This window comes from Microbacterium sp. Leaf179 (assembly GCF_001423785.1).
Lineage (GTDB): Bacteria > Actinomycetota > Actinomycetes > Actinomycetales > Microbacteriaceae > Microbacterium.
Map to the genome: position 1 here is coordinate 199,771 of NZ_LMPH01000001.1, position 26,768 is coordinate 226,538.

A 26,768-nucleotide genomic window follows, 5' to 3' on the forward strand; every position below is an offset into this window, starting at 1 on the left:
TGTGCGCACTGTGGGGTCGGTCTCAGCCCGTGTACCCGTCTTCGCCCAGGGTCGCCAGGATCCGGTTCAGATCCTGAATCGAGGCGAAATCGATGCTGATCTGGCCTTTTTTCGCGGTGAGAGAGACGCGGACCTTTGTGTCGAACCGATCGCCCAAACGCTCGGCGACCTCGTCGAGGCCAGCACGACGCGAGCCTGCCTGCGGTTTCTGCCGCACCGGCGCCACCCCGGGCATCTTCGCCGCGGCTTCGGCCGCGCGCACAGACAGATCCTCGTTCACGATCTTGTCAGCGAGCTTCTGCATCTCACGCGGGTCGTCGAGCGACAGGATGGCGCGGGCGTGTCCGGCACTCAGGACTCCGGCCGCCACTCGCTGCTGAACGGGGACGGGCAGCTTCAACAGGCGGATCGTATTGCTGATCTGCGGGCGCGACCGCCCGATCCTCGTGGCGAGTTCCTCCTGAGTGATCCCGAAATCCTCGAGCAGCTGCTGGTAGGCCGACGCCTCTTCCAACGGATTCAGTTGGGAACGGTGAAGGTTCTCGAGCAGAGCATCACGCAGCAGGTACTCGTCTTCGGTCTCTCGGACCACCGCGGGGATGGTGTCGAGGCCCGCCTCGCGAGACGCTCGGGTGCGGCGCTCGCCCATGATGAGCTCATAGGTGCCGTCGCCCTTGTCTCGGACCACGACGGGCTGCAGCACGCCGAACTCGCGCACCGAGTGGACGAGCTCAGCGAGATCGTCGGAGTCGAAGTGCGTGCGCGGTTGACGCGGGTTGGGAACGATCGACTTGGGGTCGATGTGCACGAGCCGCGCGCCCGGGACCGTGACGAGACCATCTGCCTCGACAGATGCGTCAGTCTTCTCCGCGGACTCCGCCTTCGACGAACTCGACGCACCGGGGAAGAAGACGTCGACCGGACGGGACTCCGACGGCTCTGCGGTGGGAATGAGGGCGCCGATACCGCGACCCAGACCGGTTCTCTTCGCCATCAGGAATCCTTCTTCGTGGTGTCGCGCGCGACGATCTCAACCGCCGCCTCACGGTAAGCGATGGCCCCCGCTGATTGGCCATCGTACGCGATGACCGTCTGACCGAAGCTCGGCGCCTCGGAGACGCGCACCGATCGGGGAATCACCGTGTCGAGGACCTCGTGGGTGAAATGCGAACGCACTTCTTCGGCGACCTGCTGAGCGAGACGCGTACGGCCGTCGTACATCGTCAGCAGGATCGTCGAGACGTGGAGCGAAGGATTGAGGTGCTTCTGAATCATCTGCACGCTGCCCAGAAGCTGACTCAGGCCCTCGAGTGCGTAGTACTCGCACTGAATGGGGATCATGACCTCATCGGCGGCAGTGAACGCGTTGATGGTCAGCAGGCCCAGGGACGGCGGGCAGTCGATGATGACGAAGTCGAGGTGGTTGTCGTCGATCGCGAGGTAGTCGCGGAGAGCCCCGCGCAGTCGGTGCTCCCGAGCAACCTGCGAAACAAGCTCGATCTCGGCGCCGGCGAGGTGAATCGTGCTCGGTGCGCACAGAAGATTCGGTGACTCCGGGCTCGTCTGCACGATGTCGGCGAGCGGGAAATCGTCGATGAGAACGTCGTACACACTCGGCGTCTCAGCGTTGTGAGCGACTCCCAAAGCGGTCGACGCGTTGCCCTGCGGATCGAGATCGATCACGAGGACGCGAGCCCCGATCGACACGAGAGCGGCGGCCACGTTTACCGCGGTCGTTGTCTTCCCTACGCCGCCCTTCTGGTTCGAGACGGTGAAGACGCGAGTGCGTCCCGACAGCTCCACCTCTCGCGAGTCAAGGGCGCGACGTCGCGCGGAAAGATCAGCGATCTCACGAGCGATGGGGGAGTCCTCGAAGGAAGAGGACGCAGATGCCCCATCGGACTGTTTCACGTGAAACACCTCTCCGTTGCCGAACTTGCTCAGTCTACTCGCGCCATCCCCGGATACCCGGGCGGCACCGTCATTTGTGCAACCCACACCGCTCGACGGGGTTAAGCCGGTCCACCTTTCTCCACGGGCGACTATCCTCGCGCCGCGATCACGATGAGCGTCCATCGCTCCGTCCTTGGGTAATACCCGAGCCTTCCTGCTGTGCTGTGTGGCGGGACCATGGGGCACGACGTGTCGGCTGAAGAGGCGAGCTGTCCACACAACTCGCTGCGGGCAACTTTGAGCGGACGACTCGCACGACGCGTGAGGTGTCTGCCCGACCGGCTTCAGGGAGCGGAGGGTTAACAGTGCAGGCACCTGGCGATACGACCCGCCGACACTAACGGCTCTCGTCTCGCAACGGAATCCATGCTCGCCGGTTCACGCGGGGTTGCTTTTTGCACTGCGTGGCTACGCCTGACCGGAGAATCGCGCGTGGCATCTGAGACCGCGGACCGATGTGTTTCACGTGAAACATGAGCTTTGCCACTGTCGGGAAGTGAGTGCCCGCCTCGGTCTCATCGGCAGGCCGCTGGTGAGTGAGTGGCTATCAAATCGTCAACCCGGTCCCGCGATCTCGTCCCCACCGGGTTCGACAGGACCGCGAGCATGATCCGAGGGGAGTCCGGCGCGGCGCCGGGAGCGCCGTGTCGTAACGATGGCGACAGGCAGCGGTGTGACTCAAGGCGTGGCACGCATGCGGGACCGTTTCACGTGAAACATCTCACCCCGTCCATACGAACCCGAGATTGCGGCAATAGGGAGGCTCCCGCGCGCTTGCAGCTTGCTCGAGACTACCCAGGTCCCCGTCGACTCGCTCCGAACGGAGATGTTCATCCCGGCGCAGCGTCCAGCCGAGACCGCTCTGCGCGCGTTCGATCGCTCAGTGTTCAACGTGGAACATCGCACAGCCTGGCGCGTGCGCATGATTCACTCGGTTCCCTTCCCATCCGGACCTCGACTGCTGGGGAGGAAGCCTTCCTATTCGGCACCATCGTCCGATTTCAGGACACCCCAGTCAGTCAACAATCGTCGCGCCCCGCTGCCCGCCGGAGCGAGAGCCTCCAATGGGCGATTGCCGCCCGTCGGCTGGACTGCGGCACGCATCTGTGGGCAACCAAGCCGGTGCATCATGAGGCTCGTCTCTCCGTTCTGGGCACTGGTGTCCAGGACGGCGTCGATCGTGGTCCGCCGATGCGCCTTCCCTGAGCAGTCCGGCGCCCCACGCGAGCGCATACTCCGGTTCGCTCACAGCCTGCGCGACGATCTCCGGCCATTGTGTGCGATTCGACGCCGGTCACTTGGGGAGGCAGCGAACTGGGATACTCGTCCACCATCGTGGGAGTGGGGCCCGTCCTTCAGGTCATCCCCGACGCGCACGAAGCAGGTTCGCACGGAGCGCGCCCAGAGCACTCTGATGCAGCGGACACGTACAGCGTCCGCGAGCTCGGCGGTCACCGGTCAAGCCGCGTTGCCGGTGAGTCCCCGATCGACGCTCAGACAGCATCTGAAGTCCGGCCCGCTCCAGCATGGCGATGGCCAAGGCGCATCACGACGCGATCCCTGTCGTAGACGGGCGCGGAAAGGCGGGGCTCGCTGTGCGCCGCTCACTGCTGCGATGCGGCATATCTATCGGCTGGCTATATGCGCGGTGTTTCACGTGAAACAGGGACTGTCATTTCAACGCCCCGGACTTCGGCGTCATGCCCGTGGACCTGGACCTGACGCCTCGCCAAGTGGCCAAGACTTCCTCGGATCGGAGGGGGCCCAGCACTGGACACCCGCGGTGCTCGTGGGGGCTCGAGACACACTTATCGATGTCGGAAAGGTGAACGGCCTTGCCGGCATCTGGCCCCGGAATCTCGGGCGCCGCTACTCCCGAAGTGACGTCACTTCGGTGTTTTCACGTTCTCGAGCTGAAGAACTACGGCACTGGCTCACCACCCTCACGCATGACCTGGCCGAGCCGCAGCGACGCGACCCGCACAGCCACTCGCGCGCTCTCCTGTCTGCGCGAATCGCGGGGTAGTTGCGGCGCAGCAAAGCGCGGGCGCCTCAGCGTGTCGGACGACGCCACTCTCTGAGCCGCCCAGAAGCCGGAGTACGCCGCGACCGTCTCTCGATCCATGCAGGGGAGCAACCACTGGAGCGGGGGGTACGGCGTCGTCCGACCCTCCCAGTGCGCTGTCCAGCCACGGATGCGGCAGCCAGTGCGCATGAGAGTGCTCCCGAGCGCCCTGGGCGCGGCTGCGACAACACACTTCGCCTCGCGATGTATCTCCCTGCACGACATGGGTCCGGCACGACATAGGTCCGGCACGAAAGAAGTCGCGGCACGGAGTGCGTCCCCGCACGTCGCACCGCCCAGCACATCGCATCAGGCTGCACACACGACCGGCACGGTGGCTCCGGGGGATGGCCCCTTCTCGCCGGGCCGAGCCTCGATTGCCCGGAATGGCACTCGTCCGGATTCGACTACTTCGGTGTCGCCTGCCATGCACCGTCAACTCCATGCCGAGCTCTCTACGCAGCGGCGACGACGACACGAGACGCCGAGTGGTTCTGCCGGGCGCGCGTCGGCCTAGTGTGCGCACTTCGGCTGGCACCGTGCCGGTCGATGACGGCCACGGTCAGTGAGCCCGCGACCGTGAGGAGATCACGGCCTCATCCGAATCAGGCGCCGTGACCACGTCGCCAGTCCGTGGCAGGCATCCCACAATCACCAACCACCCTCCCGCCACGCCGATCGCTCCGGCGAGACGGCTTGTTGGGAGAACGATTAGTTGAGAACAGGGCTGTGAGCGAAGCCGGCCAGACCCCCGCCGGCTGACCGAGTCATCCCTGAGCGCGGTAGGTCAGGGCACCGCCATCGCTCATTGCGCAGGCGTCTCACGTCCCACGAGAGGCGTCGCGCGGAGGATCAAGCCGCACGCACTTGCGCCGTCCGCACTGGTCTAGACATGCGGGAGGTTCAAGACACCCCGCTGGAACCAACGTCTTGGGAAGAGACGACCGAAAGGCCAGCCCCATACCGACCGATCAGCATGTCGGCCCGAAGCCACTACCCAGCCCCACGGGAAGCGCCTGGGCTGCGCAGGAATGGGCGGGGGAGCGGCCCGACCATCCATTCACTGCCGCGATTCCGCGCCCGCGAGAAGAGAGCTAGGCAACGGGCTCATGCGGGAACAGCCCCGCACCGACGTTCTCTCCTGCCACCCTCTCGACCTGAACTTCTATGTTTCACGTGAAACACACACGGGCCGGTCCAACAGCAAGCCGGAGAATCGCGATGTTTCACGTGGAACATAAGAGCGACACCGCATATCCGCGCCTGCTGCTCACCTCACGCTGACCCACCAAGCCCTCTGCAAGCGCGCGCCAACACAGGGACTCCAACGGGGCACAGATCACGTCACCGTTCGCCCCTGTGCTCCATGTCACGCAGGACGGTCGTCGTGCTCTGGCCGCGCCGAACGATTCAGATGGTCACAACCGAGTTCCCCCCGCCACTCCGAGACACGGTGCACAACACTGGTCCAGGCCCACACCCCGGTCAGGGGAGCGTCGAACACCAAAATTTGCGACTCACGCCCAGACCCCCCGGGGCGCACCCACGACGACCGTGTCGAGCTGGCTCCACAGCCCGTGAGCAGCCACCCCACAATCGTCACCGTGCATCACGGGATCTCACCCATCGTGGGGCACGTTCACATGTGCAGATCATTTGGGCAGCGAGGGGCTCGAATGAATCCGCCTACAGTCGTGAATCCACGAACACCGTGGTGTGCGCAACGCCATCCGGACCGAGACCCCCGGATTCCGCTTCGTGCGGATCATGACAACGGCCCCACGTTCTCGCAACCGGTCAGCACGTTCCCCACCCGTACGCGAACTGCACCAGGGCATTCGCCCGAGCCACCATCACGCTTCGTAGCAGCAAGAACGGTCGACGCCTCCGAACTCCACGCACACGGCAGACGCGCTTCGTAAGGTCTCGTTGTCTCGCCCGCGCAGCAGATCCATCCCAGTCCGCGGATCCTCAGATCGAGACGGTGCCCTGTTGCATCTCACCGTCGACGAGACTCGCTTCCCACGGGCCTCGTCGCAAGCTCCCCATAACTGTATTCATATGGATATATATCGGAGGGGTGGTGTGAACGCGGACTCCCGCAAGATGTCTCGGTACGGCCGCAGCCCTGGCCCATCGTGCGTGGGCACGCACCGAAGACAGTCCCTGGCGCTGCCTGAGACCAAGCCACACCGACACCGCGAGGAAAATGCGCACACCCGCGTCAGCGTCGTCGAGGACGACGCCGTATCCGCCCATCGCTCCATACCCGCCACGGGCGCACACCATCCGCGCTGCATCCACCGCGGCGCGGAAGCACCCGCCGCGCACGCCCACGCGCTCGTGCGTGGACTCTCAGCGGCGTCTGCAGCCCCTCAGAGCCTCCACGAACGCTAGCGCGAGACGGTGGCCAAGAAGACGCGCGTGGGCTCGTCGAGCACACCCTCGCCCACGACCTCGACCGAGACGTCTGTGAGGCCGAGCTTACGAACCTGCTTCGCTGCCGATTCGATCTCGGCTCCCACGCTGGCTCCCTTGAGGAATACGAGCCGCCCACCAGGGCGGACCAGGGGAGCGGTGAAGGGCAGAAGGGTGCGAAGCGCGCTGACGGCTCGGGCGGTCACCACGTCGAAGATGCGCCCGCGGGCCCACTCTTCGGCGCGCATGCGCTCCACCGTCACGTTGTCGAGCTCCAGCTCGGCGACCTGCTCGGTCAACCACGCCGTACGGCGCTCCATCGGTTCGATGAGCGTCCATTCGACGTCGGGACGAGCGATGGCGAGCACGAGACCGGGAAGGCCGGCACCCGAACCCACATCCACCGATCGCCCGGAGAAGTACGGCGCCGTGATCGCGCTGTTCAGAACGTGTCGCGTCCACAGCCGCGGAACTTCCTGGGGGCCGATGAGACCCCTCTCTTCGCCGTGCTCGGCGAGAGCGGCGACGAACTGCCGCGCACGGTCGATGCGGTCGCCGAACAGCGCGACCGCTGCCGCCGGCTCGGGCTCGAGCTGTTCCGGCATCCTGATCAGCCGCGTCGCAGCACGGTGTGGCGGTCAGCGCCCTCACCGAACGACTCAGACGTGTAGCCGCGGTCCGCGGCGATGTCGTGCACCAACTTGCGCTCGTAGCTCGACATGGCCGGCAGGGATGCCTGTGTGGCACCCTCGTTGATCCGCTCGATCGCCAGGTCGACGAGGGCCTCGAGCTGGCGCTGACGCGCATCACGCGAGCCGCCGATGTCGAGGATGAGCCGAGAGAATCGGCCTGTCGAGTTCTGCACGGCCAGGCGCGTCAGCTCCTGCAGTGCCTGAACGGTGTCGGGGTGCGAAAGCGTCGAGAGGGCCTCTGCGTCGTCGGCCTCGACCGACACGTAGGCACGCCCCGCACGAACATCGAGGGCGAGGTCGCCCTCGATGTCGGCGATGTCGAGAAGTCCCTCGAGGTAGTCGGCAGCGATGTCGCCTTCTTGCTCGAGCTGCTCCTCGGTGGCGGCGGTCTGTTCGGGTGCGATCTGATCTGACGTCGTCATCGTGGTCTTTCGGGTCGTCAGGGAGCGGGGGACGAGCCGGGCGTGCCGGCCGATCCGCTCGCCGTACCGGTGTTCTTCGTGGTCTGCTGCTTCTTGGCGCGCTGCTTACCCACGGGCTGCTGCCGCTTGGGCTGCGCCGCACGCACACGCTCGGCCTCTTCGAGAAGACGCTGCTGTTCGGCCTGGTACTTCTCGATCGGAACGACCTTTCCGGTCGCATCGATGGCCTTGCCCTTGCGAGCGAGACGCTCTTCACGAGCCTTGGCCGCGTCAGATCCGGGTGTGGGCATCTCGCGGATGACCACGAACTGCTGGACCATCGTCCACAGGTTGCTGACGAACCAGTAGATGACGACACCGAGCGGGAAGAAGACACCCGAGAAGATGAAGGCCAGCGGCAGGATGTACAGCATGATCTTCTGCATCTGGTACGCCTGACCGGTCTTGGCCTCGGGCGACAGGTTCTTCGAGATGATCTGCAGCTGCGTGAAGAACTGCGATCCGATCATCAGCACCACGAGCGTCAGCAGGATGGCGACGGTGACCTGGCCGTCGGCCTGACCCCATGCGGTGACCAGATTGACGTGCATGGATGCCACGTCGAACAGGCGTGCGTCGTAGAACTCGGTCGTCAGCTCGGGGGTGAGCAGGCCGACGCCGCCGACACCGCTCGCGGCGTGCTTGGAGACGTCGTTCAGAACGCTGAAGAGCGCGAAGAAGATCGGCATCTGCACCAAGAGCGGCAGGCAGCTCGACACCGGCGTCGTGCCGTGCTTCTTGTACAACGCCATGGTCTCGCGGCTCATGGCCTCACGAGAGAGCTGGTCCTTCTTGCCGCGGTACTTCTCTTGAACCTTGCGCAGCTCGGGAGCGATCTCCATCATCTTGCGCTGGCTCTTGATCTGCTTGACGAAGAGCGGGATGAGCGCGGCGCGCACGATGAGCACGAGTCCGACGATCGACAGCACCCAGGTGATTCCGGCGGCAGGAGCCATGCCGAACGCCGTGAACAGCGAATGCCAACCGACGAGTACGAGCTCGACAGCCCACTTGAGGGGCCAGAGAAGGGTCCCAATGAGATCGAATTGCACGATCAGTCCTTTCGGGAAGGCACGACGAAACCGTGCGGAGTGAGTTCGTGGCGGAAGGCGCGGTGCGGACGGACATCGTCGATGCCCCCCTGAGCCCAGGGATGACAGCGTGCGAGACGGGCCGCGGTGAACGCGACGCCCTTGACGAGTCCGTGTTGTTGCACCGCTCCCACCGAATAGGCGGAGCATGACGGGTAGTACTTGCACACGTCGCCGTAGACGTGCGAGATCGTCGCTCGATACGCGTGCAGCAGGGCGAGCCCTGCATTCCGGGGGAGGAGGGGGAGGGATGCCAGGACGGCGTCCGGTGCCAGGCGACCGGCCCCGGTGGCCGATGTCGGCAGTGTCGACGCACTCATGCGACGGCCTTGCGTTGCAGACACCGCACCACATCGGCGCGAAGTGTCGCGTAATCCACGGTCGCCGCGGACGGCAGAGCGCGGATGACGATAGAGGCGCCCCCGTTGATGGACGGGAGCGCCTCGGCGCACACCGCTTTGAGGCGGCGGCGAATGGTGTTGCGGGTGACGGCGGAGCCGACCTGTCGGCTCACGATGAAGCCGAAGCGAGGCGAACCACTCTCAGCCGACGACCCGACGTAGGTCACGGTGTGCGCTCCGGCACAACGAGAACCCCGTCGGACTGTGGTTTTGTAGTCCGATCCGCGGGTGAGTCGGTTCGGCTTCGCGAGCACCTGGTAGGTCAGGCCGAAAGCTCGGTGCGGCCCTTGGCGCGACGCGCCGCGAGGATGCCGCGGCCGGCGCGGGTGCGCATGCGGGCACGGAAGCCGTGCTTCTTGGCGCGGCGGCGGTTGTTGGGCTGGAAGGTGCGCTTGCTCATGGGTCACTCCGGAGGTGATGTCGCCCGATGCTCTTCTGCCGGGGACGGGGGTCGGGACTGCCGTATAGGCATAAGTCAACCGACTAAGGCTACGTCGAGCGGGGCGTTAACTCAAACTGGGAAGCCGACCGCTCATTATCCCCAGGCTCCGTCCACAAGCGTGGCAAAGACACGCGGCCGGGACTTACAGTGGATTTTGCTCCTCGAGAGCCGCGAACTAGCGTGGCCCTCGGAGTTATCCACAGGTTCGACGCGACTCGTCGATCGCCGTCGCGTCTAGATCCCGGAGGGGATATGTCTCTGCACGAAGTACCGGATGTTCCCGTCTGGTCCGCCGTGCTAGACCATCTTCTCACCGACGATCGGGTCACCCCGCAGCTGCACGGCTTCCTCAATCTGGCTGTGCCGCAGGGTGTGATGGGCGGGACCCTTTACCTCGACGTCCCCAACGACCTGACCGCGGCGCAGTTCAACAAACGCATGCGCGCGTCGATCCTCGAAGCGCTCGCCCAGGTGCAGGGGAGTGACCCGGAGGTGGGCACCTTCCGCGTCGTGGTCAATCCCGACCTCGTCGAATCCCACCGCACCTCGTCCCGCGACGATGACCGGCCGTCATCATCCGGCCCCGCCGTCTCTGTGCACGCGGCCGTCATCGAACAGGCACCGGAGCCGATCGTGCCGGCGTCTCGGAACGACACCCGCCTGAACCCGAAGTACACCTTCGACAACTTCGTCATCGGGCAGTCGAACCGTTTCGCGCACGCCGCTGCCGTCGCGGTCGCCGAAGCACCGGCCAAGGCGTACAACCCGCTGTTCATCTACGGCGACTCCGGCCTCGGCAAGACGCACCTCCTCCATGCCATCGGCGACTACGCGGCCAGCATGTACGCGGGCATCCGCGTGCGGTACGTCTCGAGTGAGGAGTTCACGAACGACTTCATCAACTCGATCGCGAACAACCGCGGCTCGGCGTTCCAGGCGCGGTACCGCGAAGTCGACATCTTGCTGATCGACGACATCCAGTTCCTCCAGGGTCGTGCCGAGACGCAGGAAGCCTTCTTCCACACCTTCAACACGCTCCACGACCACGACAAGCAGGTCGTGATCACCAGCGACCTGCCGCCGAAGCAGTTGACCGGATTCGAAGACCGCATGCGCAGTCGCTTCGAGTGGGGACTCATCACCGATGTGCAGGCCCCCGACCTGGAAACGCGCATCGCGATTCTGCGGAAGAAGGCGCAGAGCGAGCGACTGCTGATTCCCGACGACGTGTTGGAGTACATCGCCACCGTCGTCTCGTCGAACATCCGTGAGCTCGAAGGGGCACTGATCCGCGTCTCGGCCTTCGCCAGCTTGAACAGGTCGACGCTCGACATGTCGCTGGCCCAGACCGTGCTTCGCGACATCATCGATCAAGACGATGCCAACGTCATCTCGCCGACCGACATCATCACGGCGACGGCGCAGTACTTCAAGCTGTCGGTCGACGACCTCTACGGCTCGAGCCGTTCGCAGGCCGTCGCCACGGCTCGACAGATCGCGATGTACCTGTGCCGCGAGCGCACGAGCCTGTCACTGCCGAAGATCGGGCAGCTCTTCGGAAACCGCGATCACACCACCGTCATGTACGCCTACAAGAAGATCAGCGACCTCATGAAGGAGCGCCGCTCCATCTTCAACCAGGTATCGGAGATCACCAGCCAGCTCGGCCGTATGCGCTGAGCGCTCCTCTCCCGTCAGGGCTCGTCCACCATCGTGGGCGAGCCCTTCGCGCATTTTCGGCCCGGAAAATCGCGCACACGCCTCCGTACGAGTGGTTCCCGACACAGTTCTACACAGTGTGGAAAACCTGTGGATAACTCTGATTTGCTGCGGATGACTTGTGTACGAACGGGGCTTGCCTGTGGAGGAGGGCTCGACCGCACTCCCTCACGTCGCTGTTAACTGCCCAGGCTGTCCGCAGCGCGTCCACAGTTAACAACGGTGTAGTTCCCAGCTGTTAACACGCATGTCGGAAGTTATCCACAGTCTCCACAGTGGTTAACAAGATGAAGATCCTTTTCCCTTTGTTAAGAGAGATTCGATGACCTTGCCGTGCCAGGCCCGTCGTCGGCTCGCCGGAAGCGTGGGGCTAGCATGGGTAAGCCGTACCCGCCATCAAGGGAGCATCCGTGAAGTTCCACGTCAATCGTGATGTGTTCAGCGAAGCCGTCTCGTTCGTGGTCAAGCTCCTGCCCCAGCGAAACCCGCAGCCGATCCTGGCCGGTGTGCTCATCGAGGCCGGGGACCAGGGTCTGACCCTCGCCGCCTTCGACTACGAAGCCTCCGCGCGCACCACCATCGAAGCCACCGTCGACGAGCCGGGCACGATCCTGGTGCACGGCCGACTTCTGAACGACATCGCCAGCCGGCTCCCCAACGCTCCGATCCAGATCACCGTCGACGACGACGGCGGCATCCTGCTCACCTGCGGCTCCGCACGATTCACTCTCGCCTCCATGCCCGTGCAGGAGTACCCGGCGATCCCCGAAGTGAGTGGAGAATCGGGCCTCGTCCCGGCCGACGAGTTCGCCACGGCCATCGCACAGGTCGCCTTCGCCGCCTCGCGCGACGACGTGACCCCGGTGCTCACCGGCGTGCAGCTCGAGGTCACGGGCACCCGCCTGAGCCTCGTCGCCACCGACCGCTACCGCGTGGCCCTGCGCGAGATCCCCTGGGACGGCGGTTCGGCGGCCTCAGACGAACCCACGTCGGCCCTGGTGCCGGCCCGCACGCTGCAGGAGGTCGGCAAGACCTTCGCGCACGCCGGCGACATCTCGATCGCCTTCTCGGGCTCGGGAGATCGCGAGATCATCGCGTTCTCGTCCGGCAACAAGACGGTGACCTCGCTGCTCATCAAGGGCAACTTCCCCCCCGTGCGCCGCTTGTTCCCCGCGCAGACCGAGCACCACAGCGTGGTCAACACCGCCGAGCTCGCCGAGGCGGTGCGCCGCGTGGCGCTCGTCCTCGACCGCTCCGCTCCGCTGCGCTTCACCTTCGGTCCCGAGGGCGTCTCGATGGATGCCTCCGGCACCGAGCAGGCGCGCGCGACCGAGTCGGTCGACGCCACCCTCGTCGGCGACGAGGTCACCCTGGGTCTCAACCCCCAGTACCTGCTCGAGTCGCTCGGTGCCGTTCGCAGCGAGTTCACGCGCATCACGTTCACCTCGAGCGACAACGCGAACAAGCTCAGTCCCGTGCTGGTCACCCCGCAGACCTCGGTCGACAAGGGCGGCGAGGGCTCGTTCAAGTACCTTCTCCAGCCGAACCTGCTCCTGCGCTGAGATCGGGCTCCGGTCGTCGTGTCGGAGGCGACGGGTAGTCTGACTCGGTGATCGTGGAGCAGCTCGGACTGAAGGACTTCCGCAATTACGCGGTCGCCGATGTCTCGCTCTCCGCGGGCGCGAACGTCTTCATCGGTCGCAACGGGCAGGGCAAGACGAACCTGGTCGAGGCGGTCGCCTACCTCGCCATGCTCGGTTCGCACCGCGTGTCTCACGACGCACCGATGGTGCGCGACGGAACGGATGCCGCGATCGTGCGCGCTCGTCTGGCACACGGTGAGCGCACGGTGCTCCTCGAGCTCCAGCTCAACCGCCAGGGTGCGAACAAGGCTCGGGTCAACGGCGTCAACGTCCGCACCTCGGAGTTGCCCCGGTACGCGCAGGTGGTGCTGTTCGCCCCCGAAGATCTGCAGATCGTGCGCGGTGACCCCTCCGCTCGGCGTCGGTTCGCCGACCAGCTCATCGTGCAACGGACTCCTCGCATGGCCGCGGTGTTGGGCGACTACGACCGCGTCCTGCGGCAGCGCAGCGCCCTGCTGAAATCGGCGCGCGCCCGCGGGGTGCGCGGCGACGCCCTCAGCACCCTCGACGTATGGGACGACAAGCTCGTCACCCTGGGCACCGAGGTGATCGAAGCGCGCATCGCGCTGGCATCCGCCCTCTCCCAGCCCGTGGCGCACGCCTACGAGGCCATCGCGGGCGACGACCACCGACCGCGGCTCACGTGGGCGCTGTCGGTGGGCGGGGGCGACCCCGAAGAAGACGACGCCGTCGAGACCGCGGGCTCGGCCCTTCCGCTGGCAGAGCAGTTCCGAGCCTCGCTGGCCGCACGCCGTTCGGCCGAACTCGAGCGCGGACTGACCCTGGTCGGCCCGCACCGCGACGACCTCGTACTCGAGGTGCGCGGCCTCCCGGTGAAGGGCTACGCCTCGCACGGCGAATCCTGGTCGATCGCGTTGGCGCTCCGACTCGCCTCGGCCGAGCTCCTGCGTGCCGAGTCACGGCTCGGAGACCCCGTGTTGATCCTCGACGACGTCTTCGCCGAGCTCGACGCCGGCCGCCGCGCCCGCCTGGCCGAGTTCGCGGCGGGCTACGAACAGGTCATCGTGACGTCGGCCGTCGAAGAAGACGTCCCGCCCGAGCTGCGCGCCCACGTCGTGCGGGTCGAAGCCGGTCAGATCCGTGAGCCCGGCGATGAGTGACGAGAGCGAGCTGTCCGAGACGGTGGCGACGTACCTGCGGCTGCGCGGACTCGAGCCCTCGCCGTATCGCAAGAAGAAGCGTCGGCGCCGGGTGGACGACGGCGAGAACGCACCGTTCACGCCGGGCCGTGATCCCCGGGGACTCGGCGATGTGCTGTCGGGCCTCACTCGATCGGCGGGCTGGGAGCCCCAGCTGTCGCGAGAGGACCTCGTGCGCAAGTGGGACGAGGTCGCCGGTGCCGAGACGGCGGCGCATACCCGCCCGGTGGCTCTGGATGCCGGCACGCTCACGGTCCAGGCCGATTCGACGGCGTGGGCGAAGCAGCTCCAGTTGATGCGCGCGCACATCCTCTCGGAGATCATCCGACGCTTCCCCGACGCGGGGGTCGAAGCCATCCGGTTCGTAGGGCCGGACGTCCCCTCTTGGAAATGGGGCCCCAGAGCCGTTCCAGGCCGCGGTCCGCGCGATACCTACGGCTAGGCCATGGTCGATCCCGCCTCGGTCCGATTTATCGCCGTGTAGGGGCGTACACGCCATTTTCGCGAGCCCCACGCGGTAGGATGGAGCTTCCGACGAACCGATCTGGAGCGCACGTACCCATGACGTCCGAAAACCCCGACAGCGTTTCCGAGGAACCTCCCGTCGCATCGACCAAGGTTCCCAACGAGTACGGGGCAGACGCCATCCAGGTGCTCGAGGGTCTCGAGGCCGTCCGTAAGCGCCCCGGCATGTACATCGGCTCCACCGGTGAGCGGGGTCTGCACCACCTCGTGCAAGAGATCGTCGACAACTCCGTCGACGAGGCCCTCGCCGGATACTGCGACACGATCGACGTCACGATCTTGAGCGACGGAGCCGTCCGCGTGATCGACAACGGTCGCGGCATCCCCGTCGACATGCACCGCACCGAGGGCAAGTCGACGGTCGAGGTCGTGCTCACCGTGCTGCACGCCGGTGGAAAGTTCGGTGGCGGTGGCTACGCCGTCTCGGGCGGCCTGCACGGCGTGGGCTCGTCGGTCGTGAACGCGCTGTCGACGCGCCTCGAGGTCGAGGTGCAGCGTCAGGGACACGTGTGGCGTCAGTCGTTCCGCGACGGCGGTACTCCCCTCGCCCCTCTCGCGAAGGGCGAAGAGAGCGACAAGACCGGGACGACCATCACGTTCTGGCCCGATGCGACCATCTTCGACACCGTCGACTTCGACTACGACACCCTGCGGACGCGGTTCCAGCAGATGGCGTTCCTGAACAAGGGCCTCCGCATCAGCCTGCGCGACGAGCGTCCCGACGCGGTCGTGACCGAGGGCGACCCCGGAGCAGAGGTCACCCAGGGCCGCCACGACTCGTTCCTGTACGAGCGCGGCCTGGTCGACTACGTCGAGCACCTCAATCGCGTGCGCAAGGCCGACGTCGTCAACGACGTGATCATCGAGGTCGAGTCCGAAGACACCGACCGCCACATCGCACTCGAGCTCGCGATGCAGTGGACGACGGCGTACACCGAGAACGTCTTCACCTACGCGAACACCATCAACACGCACGAGGGCGGAACGCACGAGGAGGGTTTCCGCGCGGCGCTGACCACTCTCGTGAACCGCTACGCGCGGGCGAACAACCTGCTGAAGGAAAAAGACGACAACCTGACGGGCGACGACATCCGCGAGGGTCTCACCGCCGTGATATCGGTGAAGCTGTCGGAGCCGCAGTTCGAGGGTCAGACCAAGACCAAGCTCGGCAACACCGAGGCCAAGGCATTCGTGCAGAAGGTCGTCGGCGACAAGCTCGGCGACTGGTTCGACCGCAACCCCACCCAGGCCAAGAACATCATCCGCAAGGCGTTCGACGCGGCCACCGCCCGCCTCGCCGCGCGAAAGGCGCGCGAGACCGCGCGTCGCAAGAGCGTGTTCGAGTCGGCGGCGATGCCCGACAAGCTCAAGGACTGCACGTCGAAGGATCCGTCGATCAGCGAGATCTTCCTCGTCGAGGGCGACTCGGCCGGTGGGTCGGCCGTTCAGGGTCGCGACCCCCACACGCAGGCGATCCTGGCGCTGCGCGGCAAGATCCTCAACGTCGAGCGCGCCCGCCTGGACCGCGCGCTGGGCAACAAAGAAGTGCAGGCGATGATCCAGGCCTTCGGCACGGGCATCGGCGAAGACTTCGACATGACCAAGGCGCGATACCACAAGATCGTGCTCATGGCCGATGCCGACGTCGACGGTCAGCACATCACGACGCTGCTGCTGACGCTGCTCTTCCGCTACATGCGTGGGCTCATCGAGGCCGGCTACGTCTACCTCGCGCAGCCGCCGCTGTACCGCCTGAAGTGGTCGAACCACGCGCACGAGTACGCGTACAGCGACCGTGAGCGCGACGCGATGCTGATCGACGGTCAGGCCTCCGGTCGCCGCATCCCCAAGGACAACGGCATCCAGCGGTACAAGGGTCTCGGTGAGATGAACGATCACGAACTGTGGGAGACCACGATGGACCCGCAGACGCGCACGCTGAAGCAGGTCACGATCGACGACGCGGCCGCGGCCGACGAGATCTTCTCGGTCCTCATGGGCGAAGACGTCGAATCGCGCCGCAGCTTCATCCAGCGCAACGCCAAAGACGTCCGCTTCCTCGACATCTGATCTCGTCCGGCCCGACGACGATCGACGACGACGCACTACGAAACTGAGAAGACATGGCTGACGACTCCACTCCCGAGCCCGACGACGTCCGCGCCGAGCCCGCCCACGACCACGGCAGGATCGACCAGGTCGACCTGCAGCTCGAGATGCAGCGGAGCTATCTCGACTATGCGATGAGCGTCATCGTCGGCCGTGCGCTGCCCGATGTGCGCGACGGCCTCAAGCCTGTGCACCGCCGTGTGATCTACGGCATGTACGACGGGGGATTCCGCCCCGACAAGTCGTTCTCGAAGTGCGCCCGCGTGGTGGGCGAGGTCATGGGGCACTACCACCCCCACGGCGACGCCCCCATCTACGACGCCCTGGTACGCCTGGTGCAGCCGTGGTCGCTGCGGTACCCGCTCGCGCTCGGCCAGGGCAACTTCGGTTCGCCCGGGAACCAGGGAGCGGCCGCGCCCCGGTACACCGAGACGAAGATGTCGCCGCTCGCGCTCGAGATGGTGCGCGACATCGAAGAAGAGACCGTCGACTTCCAGGACAATTACGACGGCCAGACGCAGGAGCCGACGGTCCTGCCGGCGCGGTTCCCGAACCTGCTCGTGAACGGCTCGGTCGGCATCGCGGTCGGCATGGCGACGAACATCCCGCCGCACAACCTGCGTGAGGTCTCGGCCGGCGCGCTGTGGGCTCTCGAGAACCCGGATGCCACTCGCGAGGAGCTGCTCGAAGCGCTCATGGAGCGCATCCCGGGCCCCGACTTCCCGACCCGCGCGCAGATCCTCGGTACGCGCGGCATCAAAGAGGCCTACCGCACCGGTCGCGGCTCGATCACGATGCGCGCCGTGGTCAACATCGAAGAGATCCAGGGCCGTACGTGCCTGGTGATCACCGAGCTGCCGTACCAGGTCAACCCCGACAACGTCGCGGTCAAGATCGGCGACCTCGCTCGCGAGGGCAAGATCACCGGCGTGGCCGACATCCGCGACGAGAGCTCGGGCCGTACCGGTCAGCGCCTGGTCGTCGTGCTCAAGCGCGACGCCGTCGCGAAGGTCGTGCTGAACAACCTCTACAAGCACACCCAGCTGCAGGAGAACTTCGGCGCGAACATGCTGGCGATCGTCGACGGCGTGCCGCGCACGCTCGCGCTCGACGGCTTCATCAGCCTGTGGATCGACCACCAGGTCGAGGTCATCGTGCGCCGCACGCAGTACCGCCTGCGCAAGGCCGAAGAGCGCATGCACATCCTGCGCGGCTACCTCAAGGCACTCGACGCCCTCGACGACGTCATCGCGCTCATCCGTCGCTCGCCGACGGCACAGGATGCCAACGAGGGCCTGCAGAAGCTCCTCGACATCGACGATGTGCAGGCGCAGGCGATCCTCGACATGCAGCTCCGCCGCCTCGCGGCGCTCGAGCGGCAGAAGATCGTCGACGAAGCGACCGAGCTCGAAGCCCGCATCGCCGACTACAACGACATCCTCGCCACGCCCGCGCGTCAGCGCACGATCATCCGCGACGAGCTCACCGCGATCACGGACCGCTTCGGCGATGACCGCCGCACCGAGATCCTGCACGGGTTCGACGGTGACGTGTCGATCGAAGACCTCATCGCCGAGGAGGAGATGGTCGTCACCGTCACGCGCGACGGCTACATCAAGCGCACGCGCAGCGACAACTACCGCTCGCAGCACCGCGGCGGCAAGGGCGTGAAGGGTGCGCAGCTGCGCGCCGACGACGTCGTCGAGCACTTCTTCGTCACGACGACGCACCACTGGCTGCTGTTCTTCACGAACAAGGGCCGTGTGTACCGCTCCAAGGCGTACGAGGTGCCCGAGGCCGGTCGCGATGCGAAGGGCCAGCACGTCGCGAACCTGCTCGCGCTTCAGCCCGACGAAGAGATCGCCCAGATCCTCGACATCCGCGACTACTCGGTGTCGACCTATCTCGTCCTGGCCACACGCGGCGGTCTGGTCAAGAAGACCCGGCTCGCAGAGTACGACACCAACCGTCAGGGCGGTGTGATCGCGATCAAGCTGCGCGGTCAGGTCGCCGAAGAGGGTGACGAGGCCGAGCAGGGCGCCGCCGACGAGCTCGTGAGCGCGATGCTGGTCGACGAGGGAGACGACATCCTGCTCATCAGCCGCCTCGGCATGTCGCTGCGGTTCTCGGCCACCGACAGCACCCTGCGCCCGATGGGTCGTTCGACCTCGGGTGTGAAGGGCATGGAGTTCCGAGAGGGCGACAGTCTGCTCTCGGCATCGGTCGCCCAGGATGACGAGTTCGTCTTCGTCGTCACCGAGGGCGGCTACGCCAAGCGCACCGCCGTGACCGAATACCGCATGCAGAATCGCGGCGGTCTGGGCATCAAGGTCGCGCGTCTGACCGACGATCGCGGCACCCTCGCGGGCGGAATGATGGTGTCCGAGGGCGACGAGGTCCTTGTGGTTCTTGCCAGTGGCAAGGTGGTACGCTCTGCCGTGGCCGAGGTGCCCGCCAAGGGACGCGACACGATGGGTGTCGTTTTCGCCCGCGCCGGAGGCGATGACCGCATCATCGCCATCGCGCGCAACGCCGAGCGCAACCTTGCCGAGACGACGGAGACAACCACGGAGCCCGCCGCATCCCCTGCGGACGAGGCCGATGCCTCCGCTCCCGAGACCCCCGAGGAAAGTACTGACGCATGAGCACGGTAGCCGACAAACTCGCCAAGAAGTCGACTCACAAGACCCCTGCCAAGCAGGTGCGTCTGCGCCTGGTGTACATCGACTTCTGGTCGGCCGTGAAGCTGTCGTTCCTGGCAGCGGTGGCTCTGGCCATCGTCACGGTCGTGTCGTACTTCTTGATCTACCTGGTGGTGTCGGCGACCGGCCTCATCACGAAGCTCGATGAGTTCTTCACGAGCTTCACCGATGGCGGGGCGACGCTCTCGCAGTACGTCGGACTGCCGCAGGTCATGGCTTTCGCGGCCATCGTGGCGATCCTCAACCTCGTCGTGGTCACCGTTCTGGGCGCCGTCATGGCGGGGATCTACAACCTCGCCGTCAAGGTCACGGGCGGTCTGCTCGTCGGCTTCACGTCGAACTGACGTCGATTCGGAAAAACTTCGGTGATCCGGTAAAGTCTTCGAGGTTGACGTGATCACGTCACCGAGACGGGGCTATAGCTCAGGCGGTTAGAGCGCTTCACTGATAATGAAGAGGTCCCAGGTTCAAGTCCTGGTAGCCCCACCCTTCTCCCTCACGGGGCCTTAGCTCAGCTGGTAGAGCGCCTGCTTTGCAAGCAGGATGTCAGGAGTTCGAATCTCCTAGGCTCCACAACGGTGCAAGAGCCGGTCCACCAGGACCGGCTCTTCTCGTTTCCGGCCGCGGCGCTCGCGCCGGGACGTGCCGCCGCCTCGGCTTCGCTAGAGTTCGGTCATGGACATGCGGGTCGCCGCGTACGCCGTCATCACCGACGCCGAAGACCGCGTGCTGCTCGCCCACTGGGTGCACGGGCGACGCGCGGCGTGGACGCTGCCGGGCGGCGGTCTGGAAGACGGTGAGGACCCCGTGAGCGCTGTGCGCCGCGAGGTGCGCGAAGAGACCGGGTACCGGGTCGGCATCGACGAGCTTCTCGGCATCCATTCGCGGGTCATCCCTGCCGAGTCGCGCGCTGCCGAGGGGAAGACCGGACCCCTCCACGCCCTGCGGATCGTCTACCGCGCGCACGTCGTGGGCGGGCGCCTGCGCAACGAGATCGACGGCTCCACCGACCGGGCGGAGTGGTTCACCCTGCCGACCGCGCGGAAGCTGCGGCGCGTGCAGCTGGTCGACGTGGCGTTCCGGATGGCGGGCCTCGCTCGGCCGTGAGCCCGGTCAGGCCCGTTCGGCGCTGATGTCGGCGACCACGGCGCCGTACGACGAGAGGAGATCGTCGGCGTCGACGAACAGGCTGTAGCCATGGGCTCCGGCACCCATGGCGATGCGCTCGCCGACGATGCGTTCGTCGGCGTAGATGGGCCAGTCGGTGGTGCTGCCGATCGGAACGATGGTGCCACGCTCGTATCCGGTGGCCGCGAGCGCCAACTCCGGCTCGGGGAGGCGGAGCTTGTTGACGCCCACGACCGCGCGGAGCTTCGGCCACGAGATCGCCCGATCGCCGGGGATCAGCGCGAACAGGTAGGTGTCGTCGGATCGCTTGACGACGAGCGTCTTCACGATCGAGGCGGCCGGGATGCCGAGAAGCGCGGCCGCCTCGTCGAGGCTCGAGGCCGCGGGGCGTTCGCGTATGACGACAGAGAGGCCGCGCTCACGCGCGGCCTCTCTCACTCTGATGGTGGGGTCGCTCACGCGTCCGGTGCACGCAGCGGGTCGTCGGCAACCCACAGCTCGTCATCGGCGCGCAGCGTCTGCCAGGCGGCGTAAGCTACGCCGGCCGCGGCGGCGACACCGAGGATGATGGCGATGACACCGCCGGCACCGATTCCGTCGTGCTGCGACGGCAGCTTCTTGGCGAGACGCTTCGAGGCCTGCTTGCCGTACTTCTCGGCACGCTTGGCGTACTTGTGAGTGTCGAGCTCGAAGCCACGGCCCTTCGCGAGGCGGTCGCGGGTGTCGCCCGCGGCGTCCCACACGGACATGGCTCCGCCGACCACGGCACCGGCGGCCGGGACGACCTTGGTGCTGAGGAAACGGTTGCTGTACTTCACGCTCTTGTCGACGTACGGGGCGGCGTACTTGCTGTACCCGTCCTGCACGGCGGGGACGAGGTCTTCGCGGCTGAAGCGACCGAGCTGGTGGCCGGCTTCACGAGCGACCTTCCCGCTCTCGCCCAGCAGCACCTGCTGCGACTCCCACACCTTGGCGGCGTGCTTCTGGAGCTTGCGCAGTTCCTTCTTGCTCTTGCGGCTGAGGCCCACGGCTCATCCTCCCTATCGATGGGATGTACGTTGCGTTCATCTTGCCAGAAGGGGCCGCCTGCGCCGCCGACCCTTGCAGATAACTCTGAGAGAATGTACCCATGGCCAACCACACTGCCGTCGCGACCCTCCACACCAACCACGGCGACATCGTCGTCAACCTGTTCGGTGACCACGCTCCGCGTACCGTCCGCAACTTCGTCGGGCTCTCCGATGGAACCCAGGAATGGACCAACCCGGCTACGGGTGCCCCGGGCGAAGGTCCCCTGTACTCCGACGTGATCTTCCACCGCATCATCCCCAACTTCATGATCCAGGGCGGCGATCCCCTCGGCCAGGGCATCGGCGGCCCCGGGTACAACTTCGACGACGAGATCAGCCCCGAGCTCGACTTCACCGCGCCCTACAAGCTGGCCATGGCCAACGCGGGACTGCGTCGCAACGCCATCACCGGCAAGGCCGAGGGCACCAACGGATCGCAGTTCTTCATCACCACCGACCCGACCCCGTGGCTCCAGGGCAAGCACACGATCTTCGGCGAGGTCGCCGATGACGCCTCCAAGGCCGTCGTCGACGCCATCGCCGCGGTGCCCACCGGTGCGCAGGACCGGCCGAAGGTCGACGTCGTCCTTCAGTCGGTCGACGTCGTCTCGGTCTGAGTCCCACGGGCGGCGGGGGTGTCTACGACCGACGAGTTCCGTCGCAACAGCGACAACTTCTGTTACCGGCACCCTGACCGGCAGAGCTTCGTTCTGTGCCAGCGGTGCATGCGCACCGTGTGCTCGGATTGCCGTACCCCCGCCGCCGTCGGAGTCATCTGCCCGGAGTGCATGGCGCAGCAACGCGCCTCGCAGACTCCGGCGCAGAAGAAGGCGCAGCGCCGCTGGGCTTCGCGCCCGATGGCGATCGTGTCGTCGGACCGCCCTCGCGTGACGCTGGCGATCATCGCCGTGACGGGGCTGGTCTACATCATCGGGTTGATCCCCGGTGTGGGTCCCCTGCTCACCAACCTGCTGATGTTCAACAGCGTGTACCTGCTGCCGCAGGCCGGTGTCGTCCAGCCGTGGCGGTTGCTCACCGTCGCGCTGGTGCACGGCGGGTTCTTCCACGTGGCGTTGAACATGCTCGCGCTGTGGTTCATCGGTCGCAATCTCGAGCCGCTGCTGGGTCGCGCGCGCTTCCTGACGCTCTACGTCGTCGGCGCCCTCGGCGGCTCGGTCGCGGTGGCCCTGCTCGCCCCCGGAGTGTGGACGGTGGGCGCCTCGGGCGCGATCTTCGCTCTCTTCGGTGCCCTGCTCGTGATCGGCCGCCACATCGGTGCCGACATCCGGGTGATCGGCGTCATCATCGCCATCAACTTCGCCTGGCCGTTCGTCGCGGCCGGCGTGCAGTCGATCGGGAGCGGTGACTTCGCCGGGGCACTCGCCGCGGTGGGTATCTCGTGGCAGGCGCACCTCGGTGGGCTCGCCACGGGAGCCGCCGTGGGATTGATCTACTCCCGCACGCGCGCGCCGCGCCAGCGCGGTCTGCAGATCGGTCTACTCGTGGCGCTCACCGTGGTGCTGGTCGGCCTGCTGGCCATTCCCGCGATCGCCTACGTCTGAGAGTTATCCACAGATCCATCCACAACCTGGGGATGAATTACACGGGTGTAACTTTCGGGCGGGTCAGCGCCAGCGCGTCGTCATGAGGAAGCCGACGAAGGCGATGCCGAAGCCGATGACGAGGTTCCACGGACCGATGCCCGGGATGGGGAACTGCGAGTTGCTGAGGTAGAACACCAGCACCCACACGAGGCCGACGAGCATGAGCCCGACCATGAGGGGCAGGAACCACACGGGGTTCGGTGCCGATCCGCCATCATTGCGTTCGGCGATCGGGTCGTCGCCTTTACCAGTTCGCGCCATGCGGTCAGTCTAACGGCCAGGTGACCACGGACCCACGGAACTAGACTCGCCTGGTGCAGACCGTGCAGCAACCACCGACCCGCCGCAGCCGACGTGGTGGCCGCGGCGACCGGCGACGTCTGTCTTTCGTCGGCGTGCTCGGCGACCTCCTGGTGACCGCCGGCGTCGTCGTGCTGCTGTTCGTGGTCTGGCAGCTGTGGATCGGCGACGCCATCATCGGCGCGCAGTTCAAAGACGAGGCCAGCAACCTCACCGACGAGTGGGCCAACAGCGCCCCGGCCGCGCCCGCACCGTCGGTCACCCCGACGCCGGGAACGACGGGTCCCGCCACCGCAGAACCCCCGGTTCTGGATCAGCCCGGTGACGGCGAGGTGTTCGGTGTGCTCCGCGTACCGCGTCTGGGCGCGGACTGGCAGTTCAAGCTGGCCGGCGGGGTGAGCGCGTCGGTGACTCTCGACCCGATCGGTCTGGGGCACTACCCCGACACCTCCATGCCGGGTCAGGTCGGCAACTTCGCGATCGCCGGCCACCGCGGCAGCCACGGCGCACCGTTCGCCGATCTTCCGTCGCTGCGCGTCGGGGACGCGGTGGTCGTCGAGACCGAGGGCGGGTGGTACACCTACCGGTTCCGTAACCTCGAGTACGTGCGCCCCGATGGTGTGGAGGTGCTGCTGCCGTTCCCCCAGGCGCCGCAGATCGAGGCGACCGACCGCGTCATCACCATGACCACGTGCAGCCCTCGCTACGGTTTCTCGGAGCGCGCCATCGCCTACGGCGTCTTCGAGTCGTTCACCCCCCGCACCGACGCCGGCCCGCCGGTGTCACTGACCTCCGGAGCCGCCTGATGTACGGAGCCCTCTGGCGCGTTCTGCCCGGTCCGTGGTGGGTACGCCTGCTCATCGTCCTCGTGCTCGCGGCCGCCGTGCTGTACGGACTGTTCTTCTACGTCTTCCCCTGGGTGAGCGACATCGTCTATCCCCAGGAGGTCACGGTCGAGTGACCGACTGGCGCGTCGTCGTCGTCGACAACCGCGACAGCTTCGTCCACACTCTCGCCGGGTACGTCCGCGACCTCGGCGCCACCACCGTGATGATGTCGGCCGATGACCCGGCCCTGCTCGAGACGACGTCGGGTGCCGACGCGATCCTGGTCTCACCCGGACCCGGTCATCCCCTCGACGCCGGTCAGTCGGTGGCGGTGGTCCGCGCCGCGTACGACACCGGGGTTCCGCTGCTCGGGGTCTGTCTCGGGCACCAGGCGATCGCCGCGGCGTTCGGCGGACGGGTGGGGCACGCACCCGAGCTGCTGCACGGCATCACGAGTGTCATCCACCACGACCGCGAGGGCGTGTTCGCCGACCTGGCCGACGGGTTCGTCGCGACGCGGTACCACTCGCTCGCGGTCGACCCGTCGTCGGTGCCGGGCGAGCTCGAGGTCACCGCGCGCACGGACGGCGGCGTGATCATGGGTCTGCGGCACCGTACCGCTCCGATCGAAGGCGTCCAGTTCCACCCCGAGAGCGTGCTCACCGAGGGCGGCCACGCCCTGCTGGGTCGCTGGCTCGAGAACGCCGGCCTGCGGGGCGCCGCGCTGCGCGGCTCCCGACTTCACCCGCGGCGGCTCAGGAGCCCGAGCACGTCGTGAGGGTGATCTCGCTGTGCACCGGCACTTCGCCCGGGGCCAGCGACTGCGTCTTCACCGTCGCCGGCGACGAGGCACGGCATCCGGGATCCTCGGTCACCTGAACGGTGAGCTGCTTCGCGTCGGACTCGAGCTCGCGCTTGGCCGCATCGACCGTGTAACCCGTGTAATCGACGATCACGATCTGACCGCTGGCCACGACGAGGTTCACCGTCGTGCCCTTCGCCACGTCGGAGCCCGAGGCGAGGCTCGAAGAGATGACGGTCCCCCCGGCCAGGGCGGGATCGGTCTGACGACGGATGGAGCCCACCGACAGACCGGCGGCTTCGAGAGCGGTGCGGGCCTCGGTCTCGGTGATGCCGTCGAGGGTCGGGACCTTGGCCGTGTCGGGGCCCGTCGAGACGTAGAGCGTCACGAGCTGCCCCGCGGCGACCGAGGTGTCGGCCTCGGGCGTCGAGCGCGTGACGTTGCCCGCGGCGATCGTCTCGCTGGACTCGTTCACGCGGCTCGTGGTCATCTGCTCGGCCTCGAGCGTCTCGACGGCGCGTTCGTACGACATGTCGACCACGTTGGGGACGGCGAGCGAGGTGGTGGGCACGTCGTCGGTCTGCTGGATCTGCATCACCCAGATGAGGACGGCGACCAGCAGCACCGCGAGGACGGTCACGCCGGCCCAGATCCACGCGACCGGGGGCCCGGCCTGCGTGCGCCGCATGGTGGTGTCGGTGCTCAGCTGACGCAGGGAGCGCGCGGTCTCGGCGGCCTGGCGCGGGTTCGGGCCGTAGAGCTCGTTCGACAGCGCCGACATCTGGCGCTTGGTCGGCGCCTTGCCGTCGACGGTCTCGTCGAGCGCTTCGCGGAAGCTGGCGGCATCTTGCGGACGCTGGAACGGATCCTTCGCCAGGGCGCGGAGCACGATGGCATCCAATGCCCGCGGGATGGTGTCGTTGATCTCGCTCGGCGGGAGCGGTGCCTCGCTCACGTGCTGGTACGCGACGGCCACGGGGGTGTCGCCGCGGAACGGCGTGCGCCCCGCGAGCAGCTCGTACAGGACGACTCCGGCCGAATACAGGTCGGCGCGCGCGTCGACGGATTCGCCCTTCGCCTGCTCGGGGGAGAAGTACGCCGCGGTCCCCACGATCGCCGTGGTCTCGGCGACGGTCGACGAGGAGTCCGACACCGCGCGCGCGATGCCGAAGTCCATGACCTTCACGCGCCCGGCCTCGGTGATCATGACGTTGCCGGGCTTGATGTCGCGGTGCACGACGCCGGCCCGGTGCGAGTACTCCAGAGCCTCGAGGATGCCGTCCACGTACCGCAGAGCGTCGTCGGTGGGCACCGGCCCCTCGGCGATCACGTCTTTCAGCAAGCGCCCCTGGACGAGTTCCATCACGATGTACGGGACCGGGCGATCGTTGCCGTCGAGACCCGTCTCGACGTCTTCACCCGCGTCGAACACCCGCACGATCGTCGGGTGCGCCATGCGCGACGCGGCCTGGGCCTCGAGGCGGAACCGCGTGCGGAACGCGGCGTCGCCGGCCAGATCGGTGCGCAGGATCTTGATCGCCACCGTGCGGCCGAGCGTCTGATCGTATCCGCGGTAGACGCTGGCCATGCCGCCGCGACCGATGAGGTCGTCGACGCGATAGCGCCCGGACAGGACGCGCGTCTCAGTGGTCACGA

Annotated in this window: 25 protein-coding genes and 2 tRNA genes; 15 read left to right on the forward strand and 12 right to left on the reverse strand. The window is 66.6% G+C overall.

The window, feature by feature from the left end; translation table 11 throughout:
- Positions 1 to 22: 22 nt before the first annotated feature.
- The 8 genes from ASF96_RS00990 to rpmH all read right to left on the reverse strand — a co-directional run bounded on the left by ASF96_RS00990 (position 23) and on the right by rpmH (position 9,481).
- Entirely contained in the window at positions 23 to 994 is a 972-nt protein-coding gene (locus tag ASF96_RS00990; protein WP_055935195.1) for a ParB/RepB/Spo0J family partition protein, read from the reverse strand.
- A complete protein-coding gene (locus tag ASF96_RS00995) occupies positions 994 to 1,920 on the reverse strand; it encodes a ParA family protein (protein ID WP_374754284.1) in 927 nt (308 codons plus the stop codon). The genes ASF96_RS00990 and ASF96_RS00995 overlap by 1 nt, the downstream gene beginning before the upstream one ends.
- Positions 1,921 to 6,411: 4,491 nt before the next feature.
- Positions 6,412 to 7,041 (reverse strand): 16S rRNA (guanine(527)-N(7))-methyltransferase RsmG, encoded by a 630-nt coding sequence (rsmG, locus tag ASF96_RS01000; protein ID WP_055832337.1) that lies wholly within the window; start codon positions 7,039 to 7,041, stop codon positions 6,412 to 6,414.
- A 5-nt stretch (positions 7,042 to 7,046) separates the two neighbouring features.
- The gene (locus ASF96_RS01005) at positions 7,047 to 7,550 is read right to left on the reverse strand and encodes a Jag family protein (RefSeq protein WP_055935198.1); all 504 of its coding nucleotides are present in this window, start codon (positions 7,548 to 7,550) and stop codon (positions 7,047 to 7,049) included.
- A gap of 17 nt (positions 7,551 to 7,567) precedes the next feature.
- Entirely contained in the window at positions 7,568 to 8,641 is a 1,074-nt protein-coding gene (yidC, locus tag ASF96_RS01010; protein ID WP_156458668.1) for a membrane protein insertase YidC, read from the reverse strand.
- 2 nt (positions 8,642 to 8,643) lie between these two features.
- Positions 8,644 to 9,000 carry a membrane protein insertion efficiency factor YidD gene (gene yidD, locus ASF96_RS01015; protein ID WP_055832332.1) on the reverse strand — a complete coding sequence of 119 codons (357 nt, stop codon included), beginning with the start codon at positions 8,998 to 9,000 and terminating at the stop codon, positions 8,644 to 8,646.
- Positions 8,997 to 9,335: a ribonuclease P protein component gene (gene rnpA / locus ASF96_RS01020; protein WP_055935199.1), complete on the reverse strand. Its 339-nt coding sequence runs from the start codon at positions 9,333 to 9,335 to the stop codon at positions 8,997 to 8,999. Before rnpA ends, yidD begins: the two co-directional genes overlap by 4 nt.
- An 8-nt stretch (positions 9,336 to 9,343) precedes the next feature.
- The gene (rpmH, locus tag ASF96_RS01025) at positions 9,344 to 9,481 is read right to left on the reverse strand and encodes a 50S ribosomal protein L34 (protein WP_013584598.1); all 138 of its coding nucleotides are present in this window, start codon (positions 9,479 to 9,481) and stop codon (positions 9,344 to 9,346) included.
- 417 nt (positions 9,482 to 9,898) lie between these two features.
- Between rpmH and dnaA the strand changes: the two genes are divergently transcribed.
- The 10 genes from dnaA (at position 9,899) to ASF96_RS01075 (ending at position 20,488) form a co-directional block, all read left to right on the forward strand.
- Positions 9,899 to 11,203 (forward strand): chromosomal replication initiator protein DnaA, encoded by a 1,305-nt coding sequence (gene dnaA, locus ASF96_RS01030; RefSeq protein WP_432734282.1) that lies wholly within the window; start codon positions 9,899 to 9,901, stop codon positions 11,201 to 11,203.
- A gap of 449 nt (positions 11,204 to 11,652) precedes the next feature.
- A complete protein-coding gene (gene dnaN / locus ASF96_RS01035) occupies positions 11,653 to 12,804 on the forward strand; it encodes a DNA polymerase III subunit beta (protein WP_055832327.1) in 1,152 nt (383 codons plus the stop codon).
- Positions 12,805 to 12,851: 47 nt separating this feature from the next.
- Complete coding sequence (recF, locus tag ASF96_RS01040) at positions 12,852 to 14,006, forward strand: DNA replication/repair protein RecF (protein ID WP_055935202.1); 1,155 nt, start codon at positions 12,852 to 12,854, stop codon at positions 14,004 to 14,006.
- Positions 13,999 to 14,487: a DUF721 domain-containing protein gene (locus ASF96_RS01045; protein WP_055937550.1), complete on the forward strand. Its 489-nt coding sequence runs from the start codon at positions 13,999 to 14,001 to the stop codon at positions 14,485 to 14,487. Before recF ends, ASF96_RS01045 begins: the two co-directional genes overlap by 8 nt.
- 119 nt (positions 14,488 to 14,606) lie before the next feature.
- A complete protein-coding gene (gyrB, locus tag ASF96_RS01050; RefSeq protein WP_055935203.1) occupies positions 14,607 to 16,640 on the forward strand; it encodes a DNA topoisomerase (ATP-hydrolyzing) subunit B in 2,034 nt (677 codons plus the stop codon).
- A gap of 53 nt (positions 16,641 to 16,693) precedes the next feature.
- Entirely contained in the window at positions 16,694 to 19,324 is a 2,631-nt protein-coding gene (gene gyrA, locus ASF96_RS01055; protein WP_055832318.1) for a DNA gyrase subunit A, read from the forward strand.
- A complete protein-coding gene (locus ASF96_RS01060) occupies positions 19,321 to 19,725 on the forward strand; it encodes a DUF3566 domain-containing protein (RefSeq protein WP_055832316.1) in 405 nt (134 codons plus the stop codon). Before gyrA ends, ASF96_RS01060 begins: the two co-directional genes overlap by 4 nt.
- Positions 19,726 to 19,793: 68 nt before the next feature.
- A tRNA-Ile gene (locus ASF96_RS01065) sits at positions 19,794 to 19,867 on the forward strand.
- A gap of 14 nt (positions 19,868 to 19,881) precedes the next feature.
- A tRNA-Ala gene (locus tag ASF96_RS01070) sits at positions 19,882 to 19,954 on the forward strand.
- Between the two features lie 102 nt (positions 19,955 to 20,056).
- A complete protein-coding gene (locus tag ASF96_RS01075) occupies positions 20,057 to 20,488 on the forward strand; it encodes an NUDIX hydrolase (RefSeq protein ID WP_055935205.1) in 432 nt (143 codons plus the stop codon).
- A gap of 6 nt (positions 20,489 to 20,494) precedes the next feature.
- Here the strand turns inward: ASF96_RS01075 and ASF96_RS01080 are convergent, their stop codons facing one another.
- Together ASF96_RS01080 and ASF96_RS01085 are read right to left on the reverse strand one after the other, a co-directional pair.
- Positions 20,495 to 20,968 (reverse strand): aminoacyl-tRNA deacylase, encoded by a 474-nt coding sequence (locus ASF96_RS01080; RefSeq protein ID WP_082509216.1) that lies wholly within the window; start codon positions 20,966 to 20,968, stop codon positions 20,495 to 20,497.
- The gene (locus tag ASF96_RS01085; RefSeq protein WP_055935206.1) at positions 20,965 to 21,537 is read right to left on the reverse strand and encodes a hypothetical protein; all 573 of its coding nucleotides are present in this window, start codon (positions 21,535 to 21,537) and stop codon (positions 20,965 to 20,967) included. The genes ASF96_RS01080 and ASF96_RS01085 overlap by 4 nt, the downstream gene beginning before the upstream one ends.
- 101 nt (positions 21,538 to 21,638) lie before the next feature.
- On the opposite strand from ASF96_RS01085, the gene ASF96_RS01090 reads away from it, so the two are divergent.
- A complete protein-coding gene (locus tag ASF96_RS01090; RefSeq protein ID WP_055832310.1) occupies positions 21,639 to 22,196 on the forward strand; it encodes a peptidylprolyl isomerase in 558 nt (185 codons plus the stop codon).
- A 171-nt stretch (positions 22,197 to 22,367) separates the two neighbouring features.
- The gene (locus tag ASF96_RS01095; RefSeq protein ID WP_235560498.1) at positions 22,368 to 23,141 is read left to right on the forward strand and encodes a rhomboid family intramembrane serine protease; all 774 of its coding nucleotides are present in this window, start codon (positions 22,368 to 22,370) and stop codon (positions 23,139 to 23,141) included.
- Positions 23,142 to 23,204: 63 nt separating this feature from the next.
- Here ASF96_RS01095 and ASF96_RS01100 read toward each other — a convergent pair whose 3' ends face one another.
- The gene (locus ASF96_RS01100; RefSeq protein WP_055832306.1) at positions 23,205 to 23,444 is read right to left on the reverse strand and encodes a cell division protein CrgA; all 240 of its coding nucleotides are present in this window, start codon (positions 23,442 to 23,444) and stop codon (positions 23,205 to 23,207) included.
- Between the two features lie 53 nt (positions 23,445 to 23,497).
- On the opposite strand from ASF96_RS01100, the gene ASF96_RS01105 reads away from it, so the two are divergent.
- The 3 genes from ASF96_RS01105 to ASF96_RS01110 are packed head-to-tail and all read left to right on the forward strand — an operon-like array spanning position 23,498 to position 25,088.
- Positions 23,498 to 24,289 carry a class E sortase gene (locus tag ASF96_RS01105; protein WP_055832304.1) on the forward strand — a complete coding sequence of 264 codons (792 nt, stop codon included), beginning with the start codon at positions 23,498 to 23,500 and terminating at the stop codon, positions 24,287 to 24,289.
- A complete protein-coding gene (locus tag ASF96_RS17110) occupies positions 24,289 to 24,444 on the forward strand; it encodes a DUF4175 domain-containing protein (protein ID WP_162239381.1) in 156 nt (51 codons plus the stop codon). Before ASF96_RS01105 ends, ASF96_RS17110 begins: the two co-directional genes overlap by 1 nt.
- Positions 24,441 to 25,088, forward strand: a complete 648-nt coding sequence (locus ASF96_RS01110) for an anthranilate synthase component II (protein WP_055935208.1) — start codon at positions 24,441 to 24,443, stop codon at positions 25,086 to 25,088. Before ASF96_RS17110 ends, ASF96_RS01110 begins: the two co-directional genes overlap by 4 nt.
- Here the strand turns inward: ASF96_RS01110 and pknB are convergent.
- On the reverse strand, positions 25,066 to 26,766 hold the full coding sequence (gene pknB, locus ASF96_RS01115; protein ID WP_055832300.1) for a Stk1 family PASTA domain-containing Ser/Thr kinase: 1,701 nt from the start codon (positions 26,764 to 26,766) through the stop codon (positions 25,066 to 25,068). The genes ASF96_RS01110 and pknB overlap by 23 nt on opposite strands.
- Positions 26,767 to 26,768: the final 2 nt, after the last annotated feature.

What these genes read in the sequence shown, in the direction of transcription:
- ASF96_RS00990 (WP_055935195.1), bottom strand. Translation starts at nt 994, where the DNA reads ATGGCGAAGAGAACCGGTCTGGGTCGCGGTATCGGCGCCCTCATTCCC.
- rsmG (WP_055832337.1), bottom strand. Translation starts at nt 7,041, where the DNA reads ATGCCGGAACAGCTCGAGCCCGAGCCGGCGGCAGCGGTCGCGCTGTTC.
- ASF96_RS01005 (WP_055935198.1), bottom strand. Translation starts at nt 7,550, where the DNA reads ATGACGACGTCAGATCAGATCGCACCCGAACAGACCGCCGCCACCGAG.
- yidD (WP_055832332.1), bottom strand. Translation starts at nt 9,000, where the DNA reads ATGAGTGCGTCGACACTGCCGACATCGGCCACCGGGGCCGGTCGCCTG.
- rpmH (WP_013584598.1), bottom strand. Translation starts at nt 9,481, where the DNA reads ATGAGCAAGCGCACCTTCCAGCCCAACAACCGCCGCCGCGCCAAGAAG.
- dnaA (WP_432734282.1), top strand. Translation starts at nt 9,899, where the DNA reads ATGGGCGGGACCCTTTACCTCGACGTCCCCAACGACCTGACCGCGGCG.
- ASF96_RS01045 (WP_055937550.1), top strand. Translation starts at nt 13,999, where the DNA reads ATGAGTGACGAGAGCGAGCTGTCCGAGACGGTGGCGACGTACCTGCGG.
- gyrB (WP_055935203.1), top strand. Translation starts at nt 14,607, where the DNA reads ATGACGTCCGAAAACCCCGACAGCGTTTCCGAGGAACCTCCCGTCGCA.
- gyrA (WP_055832318.1), top strand. Translation starts at nt 16,694, where the DNA reads ATGGCTGACGACTCCACTCCCGAGCCCGACGACGTCCGCGCCGAGCCC.
- ASF96_RS01060 (WP_055832316.1), top strand. Translation starts at nt 19,321, where the DNA reads ATGAGCACGGTAGCCGACAAACTCGCCAAGAAGTCGACTCACAAGACC.
- ASF96_RS01075 (WP_055935205.1), top strand. Translation starts at nt 20,057, where the DNA reads ATGGACATGCGGGTCGCCGCGTACGCCGTCATCACCGACGCCGAAGAC.
- ASF96_RS01090 (WP_055832310.1), top strand. Translation starts at nt 21,639, where the DNA reads ATGGCCAACCACACTGCCGTCGCGACCCTCCACACCAACCACGGCGAC.
- ASF96_RS01095 (WP_235560498.1), top strand. Translation starts at nt 22,368, where the DNA reads ATGGCGCAGCAACGCGCCTCGCAGACTCCGGCGCAGAAGAAGGCGCAG.
- ASF96_RS01100 (WP_055832306.1), bottom strand. Translation starts at nt 23,444, where the DNA reads ATGGCGCGAACTGGTAAAGGCGACGACCCGATCGCCGAACGCAATGAT.
- ASF96_RS17110 (WP_162239381.1), top strand. Translation starts at nt 24,289, where the DNA reads ATGTACGGAGCCCTCTGGCGCGTTCTGCCCGGTCCGTGGTGGGTACGC.